We start from the raw sequence: 24023 nt of genomic DNA, 5'->3' as shown, positions 1-24023 counted from the left end.
ATATTCCGATCCGAACGTGATCACGCGCCCGGAACGCCCCCGTGCGAGATCGACCCTGCGCCACTCCCGCGCGGTCCTGCACCGCCTTCAATTTGAATCAGATGCAGCTCGACTTGGAACAAGCTTGCCACAATTCTGCCCGAATTTGTTCAACTTTATTACCCAGTGGTTAACGCGGCTCCGCGCAGGGCGCTTGCGAAGGGGGCCTCGACAGACTAGGACACCTGCACGAGACCGGGCGTTTTCACGGCCCGCGCGCGAAGGATAGGCTGCACCGTGACAAAAGATCCGTCCCCCCTGATTTCCATGACCGGCTATGCCGCGGGGCAGGGGGCGCATGGGCGTTTCGGCTGGACGTGGGACCTCAGGTCGGTGAACGGGCGGGGCCTCGATCTGCGCCTGCGGGTGCCCGACTGGATCGAAGGGCTGGAAGCGACGCTGCGCGCGCGCCTGACCGGGGCGCTGTCGCGCGGCAATGTCACCCTCTCGCTGAAACTTCAGGCGCAGGACGGCGGCGCGGCCGCGCAACTGGACACCGCCCAGCTCGACCGCGTGCTGGCGGCAATGACCGAGATCGAAGCCCGCGCCATGGCGCTCGGCCTGTCGCTGGCGCCGTCCAATGCCGCCGACGTGCTGGCCCTGCGCGGCGTGTTCGAGCCGGGCACGCAGGCCGAGGACACCACCGCCCTGGGCAAGGCGCTGGTGGCGGATTTCGAGATCGTTCTGGACAGTTTCCAGTCGATGCGCCACCGCGAAGGGGCCGCATTGGCCGAGGTGCTGAGCGGCCAGCTTGCCCGGATCGCCGAGCTCACCGACGCCGCCGCCACCGCCGCCGAGGCCCGCCGCCCCGAGACCGAGGCCAATTTCCGCGCCGCGCTTCAGCGGGTGATGGACAATACCGACGGCGTCGAGGAAGCGCGCATCGCCCAGGAACTGGCCGTGCTGGCCGTGAAATCCGACGTCACCGAGGAAATCGACCGCCTGCGCAGCCACGTGGCCGCTGCCCGCGACCTCATCGCCAAGGGCAGCCCGGCGGGCCGCAAGCTCGACTTTCTCGCGCAGGAATTCAACCGCGAGGCCAACACGCTGTGTTCCAAGGCGCAAAGCCGCGACCTAACGAGCGTCGGGCTGGAGCTGAAAAGCGTGATCGAACAGATGCGCGAACAGGTGCAGAATGTCGAGTGACCTGCAAAACAGGGTTTTGCAGGTCATCCCGGACTTGATCCGGGATATCCCGGCAATTTCGCGCCACCCCGTCCCGGGCCTGACCCGGGACCTCATGCGTACAGGTTTTGCGCCGCCTTTGGCATCGCAACTCGGCAATCTACCCACACCGGAGGCCCCATGACAAACCGCCGCGGCCTTCTGATCATCCTCTCGTCGCCCTCGGGCGCGGGCAAGTCCACGCTGTCGCGCCGCCTGCGCGACTGGGACAGGACGATCTCGTTCTCCGTCTCCGCCACCACGCGGCCCCCCCGCGCGGGCGAGGTGGACGGGCAGGATTACCATTTCCTCGACGACAGCACCTTCCGCCGCCAGGTCGCGGCGGGCGAGATGCTCGAACACGCCCATGTCTTCGGCAATTTCTACGGCTCGCCGCGCGGCGCCGTGCAGGCCGCCATCGACGCCGGTCGCGACGTTCTGTTCGACATCGACTGGCAGGGCGCGCAGCAGATCCAGAACTCGGTTCTCGGCCCCCATACCCTGTCGATCTTCATCCTGCCGCCCTCGATCACCGAGCTGCATCGCCGGCTGGAAAGCCGGGGCCAGGACAGCCCCGAGACCATCGCCAAGCGGATGCAGAAAAGCTGGGACGAGATCAGCCACTGGGCCGAATACGATTATGTGCTGGTCAATGACGACCTCGAGACCACGGACACAGCGCTGAAGACCATCGTCTCGGCCGCGCGCCTGCGCCGCCTGCAACAGCCTGACCTGAATGCCCATGTGCAACGCCTTCAGGCCGAATTCGAGGAGAGATGAATGCCCATCTACGCGCTTGACGACGTAATCCCGCAACTGGAAGAGGGCGCCTGGGTCGCCCCCGACGCCAATATCATCGGCAAGGTCGTGCTGGAAGAAAACGCCTCGGTCTGGTTCGGCTGCACCCTGCGCGGCGACAACGAGCGTATCGTCGTGGGCCAAGGCAGCAACGTGCAGGAAAACGTGGTCATGCACACCGACCCCGGCTTTCCGCTGACCATCGGGCGCGGCTGCACCATCGGGCACAAGGCGATGCTGCATGGTTGCACGCTGGGGGAAAACACGCTGATCGGCATGGGGGCCACGGTGCTGAACGGCGCCCGTATCGGCAACAACTGCCTGATCGGGGCCGGCGCGCTGATCACCGAGGGCAAGGAGATCCCCGATGGCAGCCTCGTCATGGGCGCGCCCGGCAAGATCGTGCGCGAACTGGACGACCAGGCCATCGCCGCCTTCACGGCCACCGCGCTGCACTACCAGAAGAACGCCGCGCGCTACCGGGCGGGACTGCGCCGCCTCGACACGGAATGAACCAGGGCAATATCGCCACGCTTTTGCAGGCGATTCCCCTGGCTTCGGTTCTGGTCGGCCGGGGCGAGCGCATCCTTGGCGCCAATGACCGCGCCGTGGCGCTCTTGGGGCCGGGGCTGACCGGGCGCCATTTCATCACCGCCATCCGCCAGCCAACCGTGCTCGACGCGGTCGAGGCGTCCCTGCGCGACCGCGAGACGCGCCAGACGCGCTACCTCTCCAGCGCCGGCGCGCAGGACACCACCTTCATCGTCACATGCAGCCCGGTCGAAACCGAGGCGGGCTCGGGCGTGCTCTTGTGCTTCGAGGATGTCACGCATCTGGAACAGGTGGGCCAGATGCGCCGCGATTTCGTCGCCAATGTCAGCCACGAATTGCGCACGCCGCTGACCGCGCTCCTGGGCTTTATCGAAACCCTGCGCGGCCCGGCGCGCAACGACCCCGTGGCGACGGAGCGGTTCCTCGGCACCATGCAGGTCGAGGCCAGCCGGATGGAGCGGCTCGTGAAGGACCTTCTGTCGCTCAGCCGGGTCGAGGCGCAGGAACGCGTGCGCCCCACCGACCGGGTCGACCTGATCCGGCTGATCAATGCCGTGATCCACGCGACCCGTCCCATCGCCGAGGAGGCGGACGTGACCATCGCCTTCCGGACCGAGGTGCAGGAAATCCACGTGCCCGGCGATGCCGACCAGCTGCACCAGATCCTGACCAACCTGATCGAGAACGCGGTCAAGTATGGCGGCCCCGGCAAGACCGTCACCGTGACGCTTGAGGCGCATTCCGATCACCCCGCGCTGCGCGGCCCCTCGGCGGTGGTCTCCGTGGCCGACCAGGGTCCCGGCATCGAGGAGGTGCACATCCCACGCCTGACCGAACGCTTCTACCGCATCGACAGCCACCGTTCGCGCGAGATGGGCGGCACCGGGTTGGGGCTGGCCATCGTCAAGCATATCGTCAACCGCCATCGCGGCCGTCTGAAGGTCGAATCAGAGCTGGGGCAGGGCACCCGATTCGACGTGATTCTGCCTTCGCGCCCCGCGTCGCCCCAGGCCTGACGCACCCCCCATCCTGGCGCCGCGACGTCAACCGGAATTAATTCGGCGTTAACCTTCGCAAAAAGGGGTCTGTCATAAAACCGTTACAAAACCGTAACAAAAGCGTCGTGCCCGAGGCGTAGCAGGGCGCCAAGGTCGCCCGCTGCAAGGTGACCGGGATACATGGATATCAGGAGCTATATATGTCCTTCATGAAAATGACCGCCTCCACCCTGGCGATCGCGGCCGTTTCGGCCACCGCTGCCGCTGCACGTGACAACGTTCAGGTTGCCGGTTCCTCGACCGTTCTGCCCTATGCGTCGATCGTGGCCGAGCTCTTCGGCGAAAACACCGACTTCCCGACCCCGGTCGTGGAGTCGGGCGGCTCGTCGGCTGGCCTCAAGCGCTTCTGCGAAGGCGTTGGCGAAAACACCATCGACGTGGCGAACGCCTCGCGCGCCATCCGCGAAAAAGAGATCAAGGCCTGCGCCGACAACGGCGTGACCGACATCATCGAAGTGCGCATCGGCTATGACGGCATCGTCTTCGCCAGCCAGCAGTCCGGTCCCGAGTTCACCGCGTTCCAGCCCGCGGACATCTTCAACGCCATCGGCGCCAAGGTCATGGTCGACGGCGAAGTCGTCGACAACCCGCACAACAGCTGGGCGGACTTCAACAGCGATCTGCCCGATGCCGAAATCGCGATGTTCATCCCCGGCACCAAGCACGGCACCCGCGAAGTCTTTGAAGACAAGGTGCTGCTGGAAGGCTGCGAAGCCACCGGCGCCATGGAAGCCATGATGGAAGGCGGCATGAACGAGGACGACGCAGAGGATGCGTGCCTCGACGTGCGTCAGGACGGCAAGTCCGTGGACATCGACGGCGACTACACCGAGACCCTGGCGCGCATCGACGCCAACACCAACGGCATCGGCGTGTTCGGCCTGGCGTTCTACGAGAACAACACCGACAAGCTGAAAGTGGCCACGATGGGCGACGTCGCACCGTCGACCGAGACCATCGCCTCGGGTGAATACCCGGTGTCGCGCCCGCTGTTCTTCTACGTCAAGAAAGCGCATATCGGCGTGATCCCCGGCCTGAAGGAATACGCCCAGTTCTTCGTCGCCGACGAAATCGCAGGCCCCGGCGGCCCGCTGTCGAACTACGGCCTGGTCGCGGACCCCGAGCTGGCGGCCACGCAGTCGGCTGTCGAGGCCGAAGAAACCATGGGCAGCGGCTCCTGATAGCCTCTGACCACCGGGGGCGGCACAACCCGCCGCCCCCAACCCCTTTTAGGTAATTTTTCCAGACAGACGGATGGGGGCTCATGCCGACACTCTGGCTATTCCTGATCGTGCTTGGCATCGCGGCGGTGGGCTACGTGCTCGGTCGCGGGCGGGCGCTTCAAAGCGTGGGCGGCGACAACCGCAAGCTCCACTCCCTGCCGTCCTATTACGGCTCGAACGTCCTGATAAAAGTGGTCGTTCCCGCCTTCCTGCTTATGATAGCGTGGCTGCTGATCCAGCCCATCGTGGTCGGCAACACGATCTCGGGCATGATCCCCGACCGCTCGGTCGACAGCAAGGGCTCGCTGGGGCTGGTGATGGCCGAGGTGCGCCGCACTGCCGAAGGGCTCGACAATGCCGTGGCGCAGGGCCTGATGGACGAGGATTTCGTCACGAATGCCCGCGCTGACCTGGCCGACGTCACCCAGCGGCTCAAGAACGCCGGACAGATCGTCACCTCGGAGGTGACACAACCCATCCTGAACGCCGCCCAGCGCTACCGGGTCATGAACGCCACCGGCAACCTGATGATGACCGTCGCGGTGCTCGTGCTGGCCGTGCTCGGCGCGCTCTGGGGCCTGCGCGAATCCCATGGCGATTTCCGCGCCCGCAACACGGTCGAGCAGAGCATCCGCGCGCTCTTGATCGGTGCGGCCTCCATCGCCATCCTGACCACGGTCGGCATCATCCTGTCGCTCGTGTTCAACACCATCGAGTTCTTCCGCCTCTACCCGGCCTCCGATTTCTTCTTCGGCACCAACTGGGCGCCCAGCTTCTCGGGCCGGGGCGGCAGTTCCGACCTCGGCGTGCTGCCGCTCCTCTGGGGCACGTTCTACATCTCCATCGTGGCGCTGGCCGTGGCCGTGCCCATCGGCCTCTTCGCCGCCATTTACCTGTCGGAATACGCCACGCCCAAGGTCCGCTCGGTCGCCAAACCGCTGCTCGAGGTGCTTGCCGGCATCCCCACCATCGTCTACGGCCTCTTCGCCCTGCTGACCGTCGGCCCGCTCCTGCTCAAGGTCTTCGGCGATGACGGGCTCGGCATAATGCAGGCCGGCACCGCAGTCATGACCGCCGGCCTGGTGATGGGCATCATGCTCATCCCCTTCGTCAGCTCACTGTCGGACGACATCATCAACGCCGTGCCCCAGTCCATGCGCGACGGCTCCTACGGCCTCGGCGCCACGCAGTCCGAAACCATCCGCCAGGTGGTGCTGCCCGCCGCCCTGCCGGGCATCGTCGGCGCCATCCTTCTGGCCGCCAGCCGCGCCATCGGCGAGACCATGATCGTGGTGCTGGGGGCAGGGGCCGCGGCACGCCTCAGCCTCAACCCGTTCGAGGCCATGACCACGGTGACGGCCAAGATCGTCAGCCAGCTGACCGGCGACGCCGATTTCGCCTCGCCCGAGGCGCTGGTGGCCTTCGCATTGGGCATGACGCTCTTCATCATCACGCTCTGCCTCAACGTCTTCGCCCTCTACATCGTGCGCAAATACCGGGAGCAGTACGAATGACCGACGCAACGTTCAACGGCACCAGCGGCGGCGGTCGCGGCCGCTCCTCGCTCAGCACGGCCGACGCCAACACCAAGCGCCGCAACGCCGCCGAGAAACGCTTCCGTGCCTACGGGCTGACGGCGATCATCATCGGCCTGTTCTTCCTCGTGGTGCTGTTCTTCTCGATCATCCGCTCAGGCCTTCCGGCCTTCACCCACACCGTGGTCGAGATGGACTTCACCCTGACACAGGCACAGTACGAAGAGGCCGAAGACCAGCTCTTCAAGACCAAGGCCTATTCAAACCTCTTCATCGCCCAGCTTCAGCAGCAGCTGCAGGAACGCGGCATGGAAGTCGAGTTCGACGAAGCCGCCATCGAACGCCTCTTGGGCAAGGTCGGCGGCAACCTGCGCGAATACTACGCCGGCAACCAGAACCGCCTGGGCGAGCCGGTCCAGTTCTCGCTCTCCGCCTCCTCGCGCGTCGACGGCTATTTCAACGGCCGTGTCACCCGCGAAAGCATGCAGGACAGCCGGTTCCTCATGGCCTCGGACCTCGATCTGGTGGATGCGCTGCGCAACGCCGGCATCATCAAGTCGGAATTCAACTGGAACTTCATCACCGGCGCGGATTCCGGCGTCGACAACCCCGGCGGGGCCGGCATCGGCGCCTCGGTGATCGGCTCGTTCTTTATGATGCTGGTGGTGCTGGTCCTGTCGCTGCCCATCGGCGTCGCCGCCTCGATCTACCTCGAGGAATTCGCGCCGCAGAACCGCTTCACCGACCTGATCGAGGTGAACATCTCGAACCTCGCCGCGGTGCCGTCCATCGTCTTCGGCATCCTCGGCCTGGCGGTCTTCATCCAGTTCATGCACCTGCCGCAATCGGCCCCGCTGGTGGGCGGGCTGGTGCTGACGCTGATGACCCTGCCGACGATCATCATCTCGACCCGCGCCTCGCTCAAGGCGGTCCCGCCGTCGATCCGCGACGCGGCCCTGGGCGTCGGCGCCTCCAAGATGCAGGCCGTGTTCCACCACGTCCTGCCGCTGGCCATGCCCGGCATCCTCACCGGCACCATCATCGGCCTCGCGCAGGCCCTGGGCGAGACCGCGCCGTTGCTGCTGATCGGCATGGTCGGCTTCGTCGCCCGCGGCTATCCCGACGGCTTCGTCGCAGGCTTCACCGAGCCGAACTCGGCCATGCCCGCCCAGATCTACACCTGGGCCGCCCGCGCCGACGCCAGCTTTTACGAGAAAGCCTGGGGCGGGATCATCATCCTCCTGGTCTTCCTGCTGACCATGAACATCATCGCCATTATCCTGCGCCGCCGCTTCGAGCGCCGCTGGTAGAAAGGGACCGCGCCATGTACGATACGCCAAATACGGAGAGAGCCGTGGATCAGAAAGACATCAAATTCTCGGCCAAGGGCGTTCAGGTCTATTACGGCGACACCCATGCCATCAAGGACGTGGATGTCGCGCTGGAAGACAAGACCGTGACCGCTTTCATCGGCCCCTCGGGCTGTGGCAAGTCCACCTTCCTGCGCTGTCTCAACCGGATGAACGACACGATCGACATCTGCCGGGTCGAGGGCGATATCCTGCTCGACGGCGAGGATATCTACGACAAGAAAGTCGACCCGGTGCAACTGCGCGCCAAGGTCGGCATGGTGTTCCAGAAACCCAACCCGTTCCCCAAGTCGATCTACGACAACATCGCCTACGGCCCCCGCATCCACGGCATGGCCAAGTCCAAGGCCGACCTCGACGAGATCGTCGAGCGCGCCCTGCGCCGCGGCGCCATCTGGGACGAGGTCAAGGACCGCCTGCACGCCTCCGGCACGGGCCTCTCGGGCGGTCAGCAACAGCGTCTCTGCATCGCCCGCGCCGTTGCCACCGAACCCGAGGTGCTGCTGATGGACGAGCCGTGTTCGGCGCTCGACCCCATCGCCACCGCGCAAGTGGAGGAGCTGATCGACGAGCTGCGCACCGAATACTCGGTCGTGATCGTGACCCACTCGATGCAGCAGGCCGCCCGCGTCAGCCAGAAGACCGCCTTCTTCCACCTCGGCAACCTGGTGGAATTCGGCGAAACCGGCAAGATCTTCACCAACCCCGAAGATCCCCGCACCGAAAGCTACATCACCGGCCGGATCGGCTAAGGAGCGCACCTCATGAACGACGAACACATCTCATCGGCCTTCGACCGCGACCTCGAAACCGTCCAGGCGCTGATCATGAAGATGGGCGGCCTGGTGGAAGAGGCGATCATGAACGCCGCCATCTCGCTCGACACCCGCGACGAGGAACTGGCCGAAAAGGTCCGCGCCGGTGACCGCGTGATCGACGACCTCGAGGAACAGATCGACCAGGAAACCGCGCGCACCATTGCCCTGCGCGCACCCACCGCCATCGACCTGCGCGTCATCCTGACGGTGATGAAGATCGCCTCCAACCTCGAACGCATCGGCGACTACGCCAAGAACATGGCCAAGCGCACCACGGTGCTCGCGCAGATGAGCCCGATCACCGGCGCCACCGCCTCGCTGCGCCGCATGGCCCGCGAAACCGAACGGATGCTGCGCGACGTGCTCGACGCCTATATCCAGCGCGACGCGGCGCTCGCCCGCGAGGTCATCCAGCGCGACCACGACGTGGACCAGATGTACAACGCGCTCTTCCGCGAATTCCTGACCTTCATGATGGAAGACCCGCGCAACATCACGCCCTGCATGCACCTGCACTTCATCGCCAAGAACACCGAGCGCATGGGCGACCACGTCACCAACATCGCCGAACAGGTGGTCTACCTCGTCACCGGCACCATGCCCGACGACAACCGCCCCAAGAGCGACAAGACCTCGCTCGATCCCAAGGTCTCGCCGCAGGTCGGCGCATAACGAAGGACAACAGACGTCATGGCAAGCGATCAGCCCAGCGTACTTCTGGTCGAGGATGAACCCGCGCAGCGCGAAGTGCTGGCCTACAACCTCGAGGCCGACGGCTTTGCCGTGACCCGCGCCGAGAACGGCGAGGAAGCCCTGATGCTGGTCGAGGAGGCCGCGCCCGACCTCATCCTCCTGGACTGGATGCTGCCCAACGTGTCCGGCATCGAGGTCTGCCGCCAGCTCAAGACCCGCTCGGAAACGCGCAACGTGCCGATCATCATGCTCTCGGCCCGCTCCGAGGAGGTGGACCGCGTCCGCGGGCTGGAAACCGGGGCCGACGACTACGTGATCAAGCCATACTCGGTGATCGAACTCATGGCCCGTGTCCGCGCGCAACTGCGCCGCACCCGGCCATCGACAGTGGGCGAAAGGCTGGAATACGAGGATATCATCCTCGACTCCGAAACCCACCGCGTCACCCGTCAGGGCGAGGGGCTGAAGCTGGGTCCGACCGAGTTCCGCCTGCTCTCGACCTTCATGGAAAAGCCGGGCCGGGTGTGGAGCCGCGAACAACTGCTCGACCGTGTCTGGGGCCGCGACATCTATGTCGACACCCGCACCGTCGACGTCCATATCGGCCGGCTGCGCAAGGCGCTCTGCCAGCACGGCGGCGCCGACCCGCTGCGCACGGTGCGCGGGGCAGGGTACTCGCTCGGCTGACGGCACGGCCCGTGACCCGCGCCGGGATATGAGTATTTTCAGCAAGAAAAAGCCGGGCGCGACCTGCTGCTTTTTCTTGCCGAAAAATACTCGAATCAAAAAATAAAGCGTGGCGCAGCCACTCGATATGGCTGGTTGCGCTCCGCCTAGGCCTGTCTACTCTGTCGCTGTGGACCGGACCGCAAAGGACGCAGATCATGCCCCCACTTCACGACAAGGTCGCCCTCGTCACAGGCACCTCCGCCCCCAACGGAATCGGGCAGGCCATCGCCCGCAGGCTGGCAGAGGACGGCGCGCATGTGGTCGTCACCGATCTCGGCGGCACCATGGAGGTCGACGGCGTCGCCACCCCGCGCCTCTCGCTGCTGGAAACGCTCGTCGCCGACCTCGATCCCAGGGGCACGGCGCTGGAACTGGACGTCACCGATGCCGCGCAGGTCGACGCGGTCGTGGCGGAGGTGCAGCGCAGGCTGGGGCGCGTCGACATCCTCGTCAACAACGCCGGCAGCCTCGCGGGCGCGGACAATTTCATGTCCACCACGCCCGCCCAGTGGACCAGCAGTTTCAACGTCAACCTCCTGGCTCCGATGATGCTGTCGCGCGCCGTGATCCCGGGCATGCAGGCCGCCGGGGGCGGACGGATCATCAATATCGGCTCCACCGGCAGCCTGGGCGCCGAACCCGGGTTCGGCGCCTATACGGCGATGAAACACGGGCTGGTGGGCCTGACCAAGACGATCGCGGCCGAGTTCGGCCCCGACAACATCCTGTGCAACATCGTCTGTCCCGGCTACATCGCCACCGACATGCACATGGCCGCCAACACGCGGATCGCGGGCGAACGCGGGCTCAGCCTGGAAGAGGTCAAGGCGCAGCGCTACGCCAGCGTGGCGCTGCGCGACGCGGGCCGGCCTGGCGACGTGGCCGATGCCGTGGCCTATCTGGCCGGCCCAAACGCACGCTATGTCACCGGAATCACGCTGCCGGTCTCGGGCGGCGTGCCTTACGGCATTTGAGCTTAGAGTTTCACCGGGGCAGGGGGTCTTCCTCCTCGGCCTGCGGCGCCAGCCAGTCGCGGAACTTGATCACCGCGCTGTCCTGCGCTTTTTCCTCGGGCCAGACCAGGTGATAGGCGCCGGGGCTGTCGGTGCGCCCGCCCCAGACGGTCACCAGCTTGCCGGTCGCCAGGTCCTGCTCGGCCAGGTAATCCGGCAATAGCGCCACGCCCAGCCCGTGCAAGGCGGCCTGCGTGATGGTCGAGAACTGGTCGTAGATCGTCCCCGCCACCGTGCCCGTCTCGACCCCGTGCGCCGCGAACCACGCGCGCCACGCTTCGGGCCGGGTCTCGATATGCAGCAAGGGCAGGGACAGCACGTCCCGCGCCCGCGTCACCGCCGTCCGCTCCAGCAGCGCGGGCGCGGCCACCGCCACCACCGCCTCGTTCTTCAGCCGCAGCGATTGCGTGCCGGGCCAGCGCCCACTGCCAAAAAGTATCGCCGCATCAAAAGGTTCCGCGCCAAAGTTGAACGGTTTCAACCGGGTCGACAGGTTCAGCGTCACCTCCGGGTGCGCCGCGGCAAACTCCGGCAGGCGCGGCACCAGCCAGCGCATCCCGAAGGTCGGCAATATCGCCAGGTTCAGGCTGCCGCCCCCGGGATTCAGCGCCAGCTTCAGCGACGCTTGGCTGATCCGGTTCAGCGCGGCGCGCGTCTCGCCGGCGTATTCCCGCGTCTCCGGCGTCAGCCGCACGCGCCTCCCTTCGCGCACGAAGAGAGGGACGCCCAACTGGCTCTCCAGCGTCTGCAACTGCCGGCTCACCGCGCTCTGGCTCAGGCTCAACTCCTCGGCCACCGCCGTCAGGCTGCCCAACCGCTCCAGCGCCTCCAGTGCGCGCAGCGCGCCGAGGGATGGCAGAAAGCGGCGGGGCAGGGACATTATGCATTTTCCTCATGAATCTATACCGAATTGCCGCTTTTTATTGCGCTTATCTCAGGATAAATTCAACCCGAACCCGTTTCATCCCTGCCAAAGGAGCCCGCCATGAGCCTCGACGCCCCCAAACTTCGCGACAAGGACAAGCCCGACCTCGCCGGGTTCGACTGGGCCGATCCCTTCCTGCTGAACGCCCAGCTGGAAGAAGACGAGCGCATGATCGCCGACAGCGCCCGGACCTTCGCGCAGGAAACCCTCCAACCCAAGGTCAAGGACGCCTACGCCTCGGAAACCTCCGACCCCGGCATCTTCCGCGAGATGGGGCAGATGGGCCTTCTGGGCACCACCATTCCCGAGGAATACGGCGGCCTTGGCGCCAATTACACCACCTACGGCCTCGTCGCGCGCGAGATTGAGCGCGTGGATTCCGGCTATCGCTCGATGATGTCCGTGCAATCCAGCCTGGTGATGTATCCCATCTACGCCTATGGCAGCGAGGAACAGCGCCAGAAATACCTGCCCGGCCTGGCCTCGGGCGAACTGATCGGCTGTTTCGGCCTGACCGAGCCCGACGCCGGGTCCGATCCCGCCGGCATGAAGACCCGCGCCGAGAAGACCGACACCGGCTACCGCATCTCCGGCTCCAAGATGTGGATCTCCAACGCCCCCATCGCCGATGTCTTTGTTGTCTGGGCCAAGTCCGACGCCCATGACGGCAAGATCCGCGGCTTCGTGCTCGACAAGGGCATGAAGGGGCTTTCCGCGCCCAAGATCGGCGGCAAGCAGTCCTTGCGCGCCTCCATCACCGGCGAGATCGTCATGGATGGTGTCGAGCTGGGCGAAGAGGCACTTTTGCCCAATGTTCAAGGGCTTAAAGGCCCCTTTGGATGTCTCAACCGCGCTCGCTACGGCATCGCCTGGGGCGTCATGGGATCGGCCGAGTTCTGCTGGCACGCCGCACGCCAATACGGCCTCGACCGCAAGCAGTTCAAGCGTCCGCTGGCGCAGACCCAGCTCTTCCAGAAGAAACTCGCCGACATGCAGACCGAGATTACATTGGGTCTTCAGGCAGCCCTCCGAGTGGGTCGCCTGATGGACGCCGCCCAGGCCGCGCCCGAGATGATCAGCCTCATCAAGCGCAACAATTGCGGCAAGGCGCTCGATATCGCGCGGCAGGCCCGCGACATGCATGGCGGCAACGGCATTTCCGAGGAATTCCACGTCATCCGCCACATGATGAACCTGGAAACCGTCAATACCTACGAAGGCACGCACGACGTGCACGCGCTGATCCTCGGGCGCGCGCAAACCGGGCTTCAGGCGTTTTTCTGAAGCCATAACAAGGCGGTGCAGGGCAGGGGGCTGCCCTGCTCTATTGCCTTTGCCGCGCGTATTCGCTCAGCACAAGCAGACCGCCCGCAATCGCCCAGTTCTTGACGAAGATCGACATCTGCCAGCCATCCTCGGGCTGGAAATGGAAAATGCTGGTGACCATGCAATAGACCGCCAGCGCCAGCGCAACCCAGCGCGTCGCATATCCCAGCAACAGCGCCAGTCCCGCAACCGCGTTGAACACCAGCGCCGGCCAGATCAGCGCGCCGGGCAGCCCCAGATTGCCCAGCAAAGCCATGCCTTGCTCCGGCGCCACGGCTTTCTGCACCGCGCCGGCCAGGAACAGCGCCGCGATCAGGCCGCGCCCGATCCGCAGGGTCCAGGATATGTCTTGCGCGATGGCGGCCATGGCCCAACTCCGTCATTGTCCTTTCAAGCCACGACCGTCCCGGCCAGAAGTTTCACCAGGGTTTTAAGCGAGAAAATCTCGGGGGCAGGGCCTATCCCGACTGGCCCGGGGTGCGCCCGGTCATGGCCCGGAACACCGCCGTCATATGCGACTGGCTGGAAAACCCGCAGTCCAGCGCGATATCCGCCAAGCCTTGCCCGGACCGTGCCGCGATCAGATCTTCGGCGCGCTCGACCCGCAGAGACAGGATATGTCGATAGGGCGTTCGCCCCGTGGCGCGTTTGAAAATCGCGGTGAAATGCGAGGGGCTGTGACCGCTGATCGCCGCCAGGTCGGCCACCGTGATCCGCTCGTGCAGGCGGGCGCGTATCGCCTCGTCCAACCGCAGCAGGGTGCGGCGCGACAGCGTCACGCTCTTGTGTCGCGGCGCGGATGCAACCGCCAGGTGGCGCAAGCGATCTGTCAGAAGCTGTAGCGCACTGTCCGCAAACAGGTCGCACCCAAGCCCGTCATCGCCGCCCTCCCGCCAGAGCGTGTCGCACAACTCTCCAAGCAGCGGGTCCCGGAAGGGTGCGGCGTAAAGCGACCCGAACCTTTCGGCCGTGGCCTGGCCCATCGGATCGTCCGGCGTGGCGAACATCGCGACCGGCAGGCAAATTCCCAGGAATCCGTGACGATCCGACAGCGTGACATCCGACGCGGCCCCCGCAGGCACCAGCGTCAGGTCATCCCTGCGCCATGTCCCGCGCCACCGTCCGGCGCCCCAGTCGAACCGCGCTTCCCGCGCGCCCTTGCGCGCCAGGTACAGCAGCAGGTTGGGCAGCGCCGGGTCCGGGAAATGCCCGTCCGGCTGTTCGGCGGCAAACATGGCGACAGGTGCGCGCCCGACCAGCTTGCGATCCGTCATGTACCGGGCATAGGGACCGCGCTGGTAATAATCCGCGTGGTCCGCATAAATCGCATCGTGCTGGGGCAGGGTCATCCTCCATCCGGCGGCCACGGGTGTATTTTATCACCGGCCGTTGGATCCTGAAAGACGCATCGCATCCAGGCGCATAGTCTGGGCAGATCAACGCAGGCAGATCATATCGAAGGCTCAGGCAGTGACAGGCATGACAACATTCCCAAAAGACGTTCTGGCGCGTCTCATCGCGACCACCGTCACATCGATCATTCTCGCGGCGCCGGAAGCGCGCGCGGACCCGATCTTTGACGAACAGGGTCCGTTCCGTCCGGGCGAGGGCTTCGGTATCCCGGCGACCTGCGCAACCATGCCCGACTGGATCGACCGCGCGCCGGAGTATCACGGCCGGATCAGCATGGTCATCGAAGGACCCATCGCCGAAAGCCATTGGGACGGCGCGCTGGCCTATCTCATCATGTGCCAGCCCGACGAGGTTCAAGTGATGTGCGTGACCTATTACCGGAAAGACGCTGACGACGAGCCGGTCCAGTTCGCGGGCGGCTACAACCGCGTCGGAGAGCGCCAGATCATGCTCGACCCGTGCCTTGTCTATCCGGTCGGGGCCGCGCCGGACTAGGGCGCACGGGCGTCCATGCCGAACCATCGACGCACGGGAGTCCTGAGACGGCCTGTGTCGCGCCTGGGTGCAATAAGCGCATAATCAGTATTATGTTAAATACGTAGGTGCCCCGAATAGCACGCACGGCTCCGTAAAACCCTTGTGCTTCCGGCACTTGGTCAAATCTCCTCGCCCTCGTGCCGCGCCTGTCATCCCCGATGCCACAGTCCCGTACAGGGTGCCACACCCCGCAACTCTCACTCGACACCACCGTATGTCACGGTCTATGACGTAGCGGAAAGGACGCGCGCCGCATGACTTCCATACTGATCCTCAACGGACCGAACCTCAACCTGCTGGGCACACGCCAGCCCGAGGTCTATGGCACCACGACTCTGAGCGACATCGAGGCGCAGTGCCACGCTGTTGCCGAGGATCTGGGAGTCACGCTCGCCTTCGCGCAATCCAACGCCGAAGGCGCGCTCGTCGACAAGATCCACGACGCCCGCGGCACGCATCACGGGCTCATCCTCAACGCCGGCGCCTATACCCACACCTCCATTGCCCTGATGGATGCGATCTCGAGCACAGACATTCCCACGATCGAGCTGCATCTCAGCAACATCCACGCCCGCGAGGAGTTTCGCCACACGTCCTACATCGCCAGGGTCGCGGTCGGCGTGATCTGCGGCTTCGGCGCCCATGGCTACACGCTGGCACTTCAGGCCATGGCACGGCACCTGGAGACCGGCGCATGATTTCCACGACCCATCTCAACGCGCTCCTGAACGCGCCCAGCATCGAAGAGCTCTGGGACATGCACGTGGCGCAGATGGCCGATTACGGCTTCGACCGGCTGATCTACGGCTTCACCCGCTACCGCACGCCGACCTCGCTGGGCGATCCGGACGATTTCGTCCTGCTCAGCAACCAGACGCCCGAATACATGAACACCTTCATCGGCGAGGGGCTCTATCACCATGCGCCGATGGTCCGCTGGGCGCTCGACAACGAGGGCGCCTGCTCGTGGCGCGTCCTGGCCGAGATGCTGGAAACCGAAACGCTGACCCCGCAGGAACGCAAGGTGGTCGATTTCAACGCCTCCATGGGCGTCACCTGCGGCTACTCGATCAGCTTCAAGTCGATGTCGCCGCGCACCAAGGGGGCTATCGCGCTGACCGCCCATGCCGATCACGACCAGGCCGACTGCGACAAGCTGTGGGAAGAGCATGGCGACGACATCGTCCTGCTCAACAACATCGTGCACCTGCGCATCCTCACCCTGCCCTACGAGGCGCCGGGCCGCTCCCTGACCCGTCGCCAGAAAGAGGTGCTGGGCTGGGTCGGCGACGGCAAGACGATCCAGGACATCGCCCTGTTGATGGAACTGACGCCCGCCACCGTGGAAAAGCACCTCCGCCTCGCCCGCGAAGCGCTCAGCGTCGAAACCACCGCCCAGGCGGTGCTCAAGGCCGCGTTCCAGAACCAGATCTTCGTGCTCCACACCTGACAGGCGACAATTTCCGGCATGGGTGTCCCTGCCAGGGCGCCACGATATTGCGAAATTCTCAAGCCATTTGAATGATTTTACCGTTTGGTAAGGATTCCCCTACTTTCTCAAATTGACGTTACGTCGCAAAGTGGCCACGTTCCGTGAGTGGTGGCTTTTAAGCCTGGGAACATGGGTCGGCGCCCCCTGTGATATCAGGTGAGTACCCGGCCTGCCGGTTTGTCCGGGGGCCGGTCGGTTTGCCTATTTCTCGGCGGATCGACCGGATTTGCCTGCACCGTCTCATCCCGTTTCAGGTGCTGGGAACAACGGTGTCGCCCGCCCGGGCGGCACCGTTTTTCATGGCCTCCTGCCCTCCCCGATGCGAAATGTGATCCTCGCTGACCGTCCCGGCGTCCGGCGCCGGCATGGTCAGCCACCCCGATGCCCAGCACGGCGGCGGCGCCGTCTCATGGTCGCACCGTCCGTCCTCCTCCCGCCACCACCACAACAGCGGGCAGGCGTTCGCAAACGCGACCCTGCGACAGCGACGAGGCACCATCGCTTGCAGGATCGCGCGGCCCACGGCCAACAACACATCGCGCGCCCTCTCGGCGGGATGTGGCAAGCCCCTGCCCGCGCACGCTCCGGCCACCACACGCGCGCCGCTCAAACGAAAAAGCGCGCCCCGATCCCGGAACGCGCGCTGTCTTCCTCTGGCCGAAAATATCCCGGGGGGTGCGGGGGGCTGGCCCCCCGCTTCGAACCAAGAGCCCGAGGGGCCGGCCCCTCGGTCCCACGGTCAAGGCAATCTCAGCCCTGCGCCGCCTTGGCGACTTCCTCGGCGAAATTCTCTTCCTTCTTCTCGATCCCCTCGCCCACTTCCATGCGGATGAAGCCGGTGATCTCGACACCCGCCTCGGCGGCGGCGGCGCCGACGGTCACGTCGGGGTTGATGACGAAGGACTGGTTCACCAGCGTGATCTCGGACATGTACTTCTTCATGCGGCCTTCGATCATCTTCTCGATCACCTGCTCCGGCTTGCCGGATTCGCGGGCGATGTCGATCTGCACCTGGCGTTCCTTGTCGACCACGGCCTGGTCCAGCTCCGCCTCGTTCAGCGCGGCGGGGTTGGTGGCGGCGATATGCATCGCGACCTGGCGGCCGAATGCCTCGTCACCACCCTTCATGGCGACCAGCACGCCGATCTTGCCCATGCCGTCGGTGGCGGCGTTGTGGATATAGCTCACCACGGTGTCACCCTCGATCTTCTCCATGCGGCGCAGGCCCATGTTCTCGCCGATCGTGGCGATCTTGTCGGTGATGATGTCCGACACGGGCTTGCCGCCGATCTCGGCCTTCTGCAGCGCTTCGAGATTGGCCACGCCCACGGCGGCGCCGGCGATCTCGGCCACCATCTTCTGGAAGTCGGCATTCTTGGCGACAAAGTCGGTCTCGGCATTCACCTCGACGGCGACGCCGGTGCCGCCGGTCACGCTGACGGCCACCAGGCCCTCTGCGGCGGTGCGGCCCGATTTCTTGGCGGCCTTCGCCAGGCCCTTGGTGCGCAGCCAGTCAACCGCGGCCTCCATGTCGCCATCGGTTTCGGTCAGCGCTTTCTTCGCGTCCATCATGCCCGCGCCGGTCTTGTCGCGCAGTTCTTTCACACTTGCAGCTGTGATCGCCATCTTGGCTCTCCTCGAATATTGGGGCTGTCATGGGCGCGGCCTGTCCCGCGCCCATTTTCCATAAGCAAAGTATAGGTTTCGTGACAGGCTCAGCTGTCAGCGGCCTCTTTCTTGACCTCTTCGGCGGACTCGATGTCCAGCGGCGCGTCCTTCGACATGGAGTCGTCATGCATCGCCTCGTCGCTCGGCGCGGGGGCCTCCGCCGCCGGGGCCGGCGCTTCGCTCACGGCCTCCTCGGCCGGGGCCTCTTCCATCGCGCCCAGATCGATCCCGGCCGCACCCATCTGCGCCGACATGCCGTCGAGCGCCGCGCGGGACACCAGGTCGCAGTAGAGCGAGATCGCACGCGCCGCGTCGTCGTTGCCGGGGATGATGTAATCCACGCCGTCGGGCGAGCAGTTGGTGTCGACCACGGCCACGACCGGGATGCCCAGCTTGTTGGCTTCGGCCACGGCCAGTGCTTCTTTCTTGACGTCGATCACGAACAGCAGGTCGGGCACGCCGCCCATCTGCCGGATCCCGCCCAGGCTGGCCTGCAGCTTCTCCTGGTCGCGCTCGAGGCCCAGGCGTTCCTTCTTGGTCAGGCCTTCCGCGCCGCCTTCCATGATCTCGTCGATCTCGTTCAGGCGCTTGATCGACTGGCTCACGGTCTGCCAGTTGGTCAGCGTGCCGCCAAGCCAGCGGTGATTCATGTAATATTGCGCGCATTTCTCGGCCGCCTCGGCGATCGGCGCGCTGGCCTGCCGCTTGGTGCCCACGAACAGAACGCGGCCGTTCTTGGCCACGGTCTCACGGATGACGTTCAGCGCCGCGTCGAGCATCGGCACGGTCTGCGTCAGGTCCATGATGTGGATGCCGTTGCGCGCGCCATAGATGAACTCGCCCATACGGGGATTCCAACGCTGCGTCTGGTGGCCGAAGTGAACGCCAGCTTCAAGCAGCTGACGCATGGAGAACTCTGGAAGAGCCATGGTCGTTTTCCTTTCCGGTTTGCGCCTCGGTACGGGGATGAGAAGCGGATGCTTCAACCGGTGGACCTTCGGGGATGTCTCCCCCGAGAGGCCCGCCCATACCTGCGGGATTGAATGGCGCGCGTATAACGGGCAATCTTCCCCGGCGCAAGCCCTCATATGCACGCCGCCTCCACGGGCGCGCGCCGAAATCTTTCAAAGATTTCGTCTCGTTTTCTTTGAAAGAAAACGCCCCCGCCCTACTCGTCGCATCCACCCGAAAGGTCGCGCGCCACGGCCCCAAGCTCGGGTGCCGCCCCGGCCAGCATGTCGTCCAGCGCCTCCGTTCCGACCGGGGCATAGAACCACGCGGCCACGTCCCAGACCACCAGCCACCGCGCGCACCAGCCCAACGGCGCTTCCTCGGGCGACAGGTCCCCGGTCCCGCTGGCCGCAAGCCCCCAGCGCCACCGGCCCTCCGCACCGTGCGCGCCGAACTCCGGCCCGGTCACGTCGAATGCGGATATATCGAACGGATGCGCATAGTCAGGGTCCAGCACCGCATCCCGCAGCCAGTCGGCGGGCATGTCGATCCGCCCCGCATAGGCTTCCAGCAGCCCCGGCAGCACATGCGCCCGCCGCTCCCGGCGCACCCGCGCCTCCTGCCCCGACAAATCCGCCACCGTCCCCAAAAAGTCGAACGCCCCCTCCCCCGGCGCCGCGCTCAGGTTGGCGAAGGCGGAAAACACCTCGGCCCGCCTGTCTACGGGCGTCACCTCGGCAAACCAGGACGCGGGCAGGTTCGCGGCCACCGCCGCCGCCGCCAACAGCGCCAGCACGGGTTTCAGAGGGATGCGAAAGCGGCGTGTGTCGTCCATCCCTGCACCCTACGCCGCGTCACCGCCCCCCGCAAACCGCTTGCCCTCTCCTGCCCGGGCGGTGCAAATGTCCCCATGACGCGCCTGCCCGACATCCTCTGCATCGGCTCGGTCCTCTGGGACATCATCGGTCGTGCCCCCAGCGCCATGCGGCCCGGCGCCGACGTGCCCGGCCGCATCACCCGCGGCCCCGGGGGCGTCGCGCTCAACATCGCGCTCAGCCTCGCACATTTCGGCCTGCGCCCCGCCCTGCTCAGCGCCGTGGGCCGCGACGCCCCGGGCGAGGAACTGCTGGCGCTCTGCGCCGCGCGCGGCCTCGACACGTCCCATGTCTGGCGCGCATCCGAACTGCCGACGGATCAGTACATGGCCATCGAAGGCGCGGGCGGGCTGGTGGCGGCCATCGCCGACGCCCATTCGCTCGAAGCCGCCGGAGACCGGATTCTCGCTCCGCTGCACGACGGGACATTGGGAAGCGCCGCCCATCCCCATTCCGGCCCCGTCGCGCTCGATGGCAACCTGACCACGACCATGCTGACGCAGATCGCCCACGACCCGGCCTTTTCCGCCGCCGACCTGCGCATCGCCCCCGCCTCGCCGGGCAAGGCCGAGCGCCTGCTGCCCTTCCTGCAAACCGGGCGCGGCATCCTCTACGTCAACCTCGAAGAGGCCGGCATCCTCTGCGGTCGCGCCTTCGCCACCGCGCCCGAGGCCGCCGAGGCCCTGATCGCACGCGGCGCGGCGCGGGCCATCGTCACCAACGGCGCCGCCCCCGCTGCCGATGCCGGGCCGGACGGTGTCCTGACCGGCCAGCCCCCGCCTGTCCTTGTCACCCGTGTCACCGGCGCGGGCGACACCTTCATGGCCGCCCACATCGCCGCCGAATGCACCGGCGCAAGCCGCGCCACCGCCCTCGACCGCGCGCTTCAGGCCGCCGCCACCCACGTTTCCAGCGAGATCGCCCCATGACCACCCTGCCCTTGCAATTCTCGCCCGAGGTCGCCGCCGCCCGCGCCGAGGCGCGCCCCATCGTGGCGCTCGAAAGCACCATCATCACCCACGGCATGCCCTTTCCCCAAAACCTGGAAACCGCCCGCCAGGTCGAGGAGACGGTGCGCGACGCCGGCGCCACCCCGGCCACCATCGCCGTGCTTGAAGGGCAGTTGCATATCGGCCTCGACGACGGTCAGCTCGACGCCCTCGCCCGGGCGCAGAACGTCGCCAAGCTCAGCCGCGCCGACCTCGCCGTCTGCATGGCCACCGGCGGCACCGGCGCCACCACCGTCGCCGCCACCATGATCGCCGCTCATGCTGCCGGCATCGCCACCTTTGCCACGGGCGGCATCGGCGGCGTGCATCGCGGCGCCGAACTCAGCTTCGACATCTCCGCCGACCTGCAGGAACTGGCGCAAACCCCCGTCACCGTGGTCTGCGCCGGGGCCAAGGCCATCCTCGACCTGCCCAAGACACTGGAAGTTCTGGAAACGCTTGGCGTGCCCGTCATCGCCTACGGCCAGGACAACCTGCCCACCTTCTGGTCCGCCACCTCGGACCTGCCGGCCCCGCTGCGGCTGGACGATGCGCAGGCCATCGCCCGCGCGCATGTCACCCGTGCCGCGCTCGGCCTGCCGGGCGGACATCTCGTCGCCAACCCGATCCCCGCCGCGGCCGAGATCCCCGCCGCCGAAATCTCTCCGATCATCGAACAGGCCACGCGCGAGGCGACGGCACAGGGCATCACCGGCAAGGCCGTCACACCCTTCCTGCTCGACCGTGTCTACACCCTGACCCAAGGCCGGTCGCTCGACGCCAATATCGCGCTGGTCCTCAACAATGCCCGGCTTGCCGCGAAAATCGCCATCTGCCTTGCGAATGCGCGTCAAAGCCACGCTCCGCGCCGAAATCCGTTGTAGCGCCCCCCTGAAGCGCCTAGATATCGCCTGACAGAACCCCCGAAGGCCCTTATGAACACCCCTTTCGACGAAGACCCCCTGACACCGCCCAAGAAACCCGGCCGGTTCGCGGGGCTCCGCGCCAGCTTCCTGACCGGAATCGTCGTCATCGCGCCGATCGGGCTGACCATCTGGCTGATCTGGACGTTGGTGGGCTGGGTCGACGGGGTCGTGCTGCCCTTCGTGCCGGATGTCTACCAGCCGGAATACCTGATCAACCGCTTCATCCTGGGCAACGACCGCCCCGACGGGGCCGACTGGGTCCGCATCAACATCCGCGGCGTGGGCGTGATCGTCTTCCTGCTGTTCACGCTCTTCGTCGGCTGGGTCGCCAAGGGCCTCATCGGCCGTTCCCTCCTGCGCTACGGCGAAAGCCTGGTCGACCGGATGCCGGTGGTCCGCTCGATATATTCCGGCGTCAAGCAGATCGCCGAAACGGTCTTTGCCCAGTCCGAACGCAGCTTCGAGAAGGCCTGCCTGATCCAGTACCCGCGCAAGGGCATCTGGGCCGTCGGCTTCATCTCGACCCAGGCCAAGGGCGAGGTCGCCGACAAGGCCCAGATATCCGAGGACATGCTCAGCGTCTTCGTGCCCACCACGCCCAACCCGACCTCGGGCTTCCTGCTGTTCTTTCCGCGCTCGGACGTGATCGAACTCGACATGACGATCGAGGACGCGGCCAAACTGGTGATCTCCGCGGGCCTCGTCTATCCGGGCCAGAACGGCAAGGCGGTCCCATCCGACAGCGAACACTGAAATTCCTGCGACTTGCCGAACGCAGCGGACGGCGCATTTATCGGGCGAAACGCGATCAGGTGCACCGTCGCGATACCGCTCGGATACCGACGCGGGTACCGACGTCCCGTTTCGGCCTGTCCGGCGCCGTTAACCGACGCGATCCGACTCAGCCGAACATCGCCTTCAGATCCACGCTGTCACGGCGTCCGACATCCCCGAAATCCGTCTCCAGGAACCTCTCCGCCGCCGCCCGCCCGGCCTGCTTCAGCCGGTCCAGCACCGGCGGTGTCGGCACCAGTTTCGTGGCCACCGACAGGTCCCGCATCAGCGCGTCATCGGCAATCATGTGCACCCGAACCCGCTTCATCGCACCCTCCGCGATGGTCCCCGCATCCATCAGTTCCTGCACGAAATGGATCGCCCGCAACTCTCGCAAAAGCGCGGCGTTGAAGCTGATCTCGTTGATCCGGTTCTGGATCTCCTGCGGCGATTTCGGCACCTCGTCCCGCACCAGCGGGTTGATGTTCACGACGACGATGTCATCCGGCAAGTCCTTGCGGAACAACGGGAAAAGCGCCGGATTCCCGCTATAGCCACCGTCCCAGTAATGTGCCCCGTCGATCTCGACCGCCTGGAACAGCGTCGGCAGACAGGCCGAGGCAAGCAGGCTCTCATCGGTGATGCCGTCGCCCTCGAACACCCGGATCTTGCCGGTATGCACGTTGGTGGCACCGACAAAGAACTGCGGCTCGCAGATGCGGCAGACCTTGTCATAGGCGAACCGCCGCACCACCCGCCGCAGCGGGTTCACGTAGAACGGGCCATAGGCATAGGGCGAGACCACCCGGCTGGCCGCATCGGCCAGGGTATAGACCGGCGACAACTCCAGCACGTCGCTCAGCGTGCCGACGCCGGGCAGGTGCCCGGACATCCACGCCGGCAGCCGCAGATCCTCCATCGCGCCCATCTGCGCCCACAGCCAGTCGAGGTTCTCCCGCGCGCCCTCCCGGCCCCCGGCCAGCATGCCGGCCTTCAACGCGGCACCGTTCAAAGCCCCGGCGGAGGTGCCTGAAATCCCCGCGATTTCAACCTCTTCCTCCTCCAGCAGTCGGTCGAGCACACCCCATGTGAAAGCCCCGTGCGCGCCCCCGCCCTGCAAGGCCAGATTGATCCGCTTGCCGCTCACGTCACGCT

The 24023-nt window shown here is 65.9% G+C and carries 25 protein-coding genes; 18 read left to right on the top strand and 7 right to left on the bottom strand.

Annotated elements, in window-relative coordinates:
- Window positions 1-276 precede the first annotated feature (276 nt).
- From KUV49_RS12650 to KUV49_RS12600, 11 genes are all read left to right on the top strand, one after another.
- On the top strand, window positions 277-1185 hold the full coding sequence (locus tag KUV49_RS12650) for a YicC/YloC family endoribonuclease (RefSeq protein WP_315899508.1): 909 nt from the start codon (window positions 277-279) through the stop codon (window positions 1183-1185).
- A 159-nt stretch (window positions 1186-1344) separates the two neighbouring features.
- A complete protein-coding gene (gene gmk / locus KUV49_RS12645) occupies window positions 1345-1983 on the top strand; it encodes a guanylate kinase (RefSeq protein ID WP_222450261.1) in 639 nt (212 codons plus the stop codon).
- Window positions 1984-2514 (top strand): gamma carbonic anhydrase family protein, encoded by a 531-nt coding sequence (locus KUV49_RS12640; RefSeq protein ID WP_222450260.1) that lies wholly within the window; start codon window positions 1984-1986, stop codon window positions 2512-2514. It begins immediately after the preceding gene.
- Window positions 2511-3569 carry an ATP-binding protein gene (locus KUV49_RS12635; RefSeq protein ID WP_222450259.1) on the top strand — a complete coding sequence of 353 codons (1059 nt, stop codon included), beginning with the start codon at window positions 2511-2513 and terminating at the stop codon, window positions 3567-3569. Before KUV49_RS12640 ends, KUV49_RS12635 begins: the two co-directional genes overlap by 4 nt.
- Window positions 3570-3751: 182 nt before the next feature.
- Entirely contained in the window at window positions 3752-4792 is a 1041-nt protein-coding gene (locus KUV49_RS12630; RefSeq protein ID WP_222450258.1) for a substrate-binding domain-containing protein, read from the top strand.
- A gap of 83 nt (window positions 4793-4875) precedes the next feature.
- Window positions 4876-6348 (top strand): phosphate ABC transporter permease subunit PstC, encoded by a 1473-nt coding sequence (gene pstC, locus KUV49_RS12625; RefSeq protein WP_222450257.1) that lies wholly within the window; start codon window positions 4876-4878, stop codon window positions 6346-6348.
- Window positions 6345-7679 (top strand): phosphate ABC transporter permease PstA, encoded by a 1335-nt coding sequence (gene pstA, locus KUV49_RS12620; RefSeq protein WP_222450256.1) that lies wholly within the window; start codon window positions 6345-6347, stop codon window positions 7677-7679. The genes pstC and pstA overlap by 4 nt, the downstream gene beginning before the upstream one ends.
- 14 nt (window positions 7680-7693) lie before the next feature.
- Window positions 7694-8491, top strand: a complete 798-nt coding sequence (gene pstB, locus KUV49_RS12615) for a phosphate ABC transporter ATP-binding protein PstB (RefSeq protein WP_222450255.1) — start codon at window positions 7694-7696, stop codon at window positions 8489-8491.
- Between the two features lie 12 nt (window positions 8492-8503).
- Complete coding sequence (gene phoU / locus KUV49_RS12610) at window positions 8504-9229, top strand: phosphate signaling complex protein PhoU (protein ID WP_222450254.1); 726 nt, start codon at window positions 8504-8506, stop codon at window positions 9227-9229.
- Window positions 9230-9247: 18 nt separating this feature from the next.
- Window positions 9248-9937, top strand: a complete 690-nt coding sequence (gene phoB, locus KUV49_RS12605; RefSeq protein WP_222450253.1) for a phosphate regulon transcriptional regulator PhoB — start codon at window positions 9248-9250, stop codon at window positions 9935-9937.
- A gap of 197 nt (window positions 9938-10134) precedes the next feature.
- Window positions 10135-10953 (top strand): SDR family NAD(P)-dependent oxidoreductase, encoded by an 819-nt coding sequence (locus tag KUV49_RS12600; protein ID WP_222450252.1) that lies wholly within the window; start codon window positions 10135-10137, stop codon window positions 10951-10953.
- 10 nt (window positions 10954-10963) lie between these two features.
- On the opposite strand, the gene KUV49_RS12595 is transcribed toward KUV49_RS12600, so the two are convergent.
- Entirely contained in the window at window positions 10964-11872 is a 909-nt protein-coding gene (locus tag KUV49_RS12595; protein WP_222450251.1) for a LysR substrate-binding domain-containing protein, read from the bottom strand.
- A gap of 105 nt (window positions 11873-11977) precedes the next feature.
- Here KUV49_RS12595 and KUV49_RS12590 point away from each other — a divergent pair, with 105 nt between their 5' ends.
- On the top strand, window positions 11978-13201 hold the full coding sequence (locus tag KUV49_RS12590; RefSeq protein WP_222450250.1) for an acyl-CoA dehydrogenase: 1224 nt from the start codon (window positions 11978-11980) through the stop codon (window positions 13199-13201).
- A 40-nt stretch (window positions 13202-13241) separates the two neighbouring features.
- Here KUV49_RS12590 and KUV49_RS12585 read toward each other — a convergent pair whose 3' ends face one another.
- Entirely contained in the window at window positions 13242-13610 is a 369-nt protein-coding gene (locus KUV49_RS12585; RefSeq protein WP_222450249.1) for a DoxX family protein, read from the bottom strand.
- Window positions 13611-13701: 91 nt separating this feature from the next.
- On the bottom strand, window positions 13702-14592 hold the full coding sequence (locus KUV49_RS12580; protein ID WP_222450248.1) for a helix-turn-helix domain-containing protein: 891 nt from the start codon (window positions 14590-14592) through the stop codon (window positions 13702-13704).
- A 130-nt stretch (window positions 14593-14722) separates the two neighbouring features.
- On the opposite strand from KUV49_RS12580, the gene KUV49_RS12575 reads away from it, so the two are divergent.
- The 3 genes from KUV49_RS12575 (at window position 14723) to KUV49_RS12565 (ending at window position 16643) form a co-directional block, all read left to right on the top strand.
- Window positions 14723-15151, top strand: a complete 429-nt coding sequence (locus KUV49_RS12575; protein WP_222450247.1) for a hypothetical protein — start codon at window positions 14723-14725, stop codon at window positions 15149-15151.
- 296 nt (window positions 15152-15447) lie between these two features.
- A complete protein-coding gene (gene aroQ / locus KUV49_RS12570) occupies window positions 15448-15891 on the top strand; it encodes a type II 3-dehydroquinate dehydratase (RefSeq protein WP_222450246.1) in 444 nt (147 codons plus the stop codon).
- Window positions 15888-16643 (top strand): LuxR family transcriptional regulator, encoded by a 756-nt coding sequence (locus tag KUV49_RS12565; RefSeq protein WP_222450245.1) that lies wholly within the window; start codon window positions 15888-15890, stop codon window positions 16641-16643. The genes aroQ and KUV49_RS12565 overlap by 4 nt, the downstream gene beginning before the upstream one ends.
- Window positions 16644-17435: 792 nt before the next feature.
- Here the strand turns inward: KUV49_RS12565 and tsf are convergent.
- The 3 genes from tsf to KUV49_RS12550 form a co-directional block, all read right to left on the bottom strand.
- Window positions 17436-18311, bottom strand: coding sequence for a translation elongation factor Ts (tsf, locus tag KUV49_RS12560; RefSeq protein WP_222450244.1), 876 nt, complete (start codon window positions 18309-18311; stop codon window positions 17436-17438).
- A gap of 89 nt (window positions 18312-18400) precedes the next feature.
- Complete coding sequence (gene rpsB, locus KUV49_RS12555; protein WP_222450243.1) at window positions 18401-19282, bottom strand: 30S ribosomal protein S2; 882 nt, start codon at window positions 19280-19282, stop codon at window positions 18401-18403.
- Between the two features lie 239 nt (window positions 19283-19521).
- Window positions 19522-20139 (bottom strand): hypothetical protein, encoded by a 618-nt coding sequence (locus KUV49_RS12550; RefSeq protein ID WP_222450242.1) that lies wholly within the window; start codon window positions 20137-20139, stop codon window positions 19522-19524.
- A gap of 75 nt (window positions 20140-20214) precedes the next feature.
- Here KUV49_RS12550 and KUV49_RS12545 point away from each other — a divergent pair, with 75 nt between their 5' ends.
- The 3 genes from KUV49_RS12545 to KUV49_RS12535 are packed head-to-tail and all read left to right on the top strand — an operon-like array spanning window position 20215 to window position 22847.
- On the top strand, window positions 20215-21108 hold the full coding sequence (locus KUV49_RS12545; protein WP_222450241.1) for a PfkB family carbohydrate kinase: 894 nt from the start codon (window positions 20215-20217) through the stop codon (window positions 21106-21108).
- A complete protein-coding gene (locus tag KUV49_RS12540) occupies window positions 21105-22052 on the top strand; it encodes a pseudouridine-5'-phosphate glycosidase (RefSeq protein WP_222450240.1) in 948 nt (315 codons plus the stop codon). Before KUV49_RS12545 ends, KUV49_RS12540 begins: the two co-directional genes overlap by 4 nt.
- 51 nt (window positions 22053-22103) lie before the next feature.
- Window positions 22104-22847, top strand: coding sequence for a DUF502 domain-containing protein (locus KUV49_RS12535; RefSeq protein WP_222450239.1), 744 nt, complete (start codon window positions 22104-22106; stop codon window positions 22845-22847).
- 148 nt (window positions 22848-22995) lie between these two features.
- Here the strand turns inward: KUV49_RS12535 and KUV49_RS12530 are convergent, their stop codons facing one another.
- Complete coding sequence (locus tag KUV49_RS12530; RefSeq protein ID WP_222450238.1) at window positions 22996-24015, bottom strand: patatin-like phospholipase family protein; 1020 nt, start codon at window positions 24013-24015, stop codon at window positions 22996-22998.
- Window positions 24016-24023 lie beyond the last annotated feature (8 nt).

The sequence above is a fragment of the Roseovarius atlanticus genome (genome assembly GCF_019802205.1).
Classification (GTDB): Bacteria; Pseudomonadota; Alphaproteobacteria; order Rhodobacterales; family Rhodobacteraceae; genus Roseovarius; species Roseovarius atlanticus_A.
Note: the sequence above shows the minus strand (reverse complement) of the source record. Positions and strands in the feature narration are given on the sequence as shown.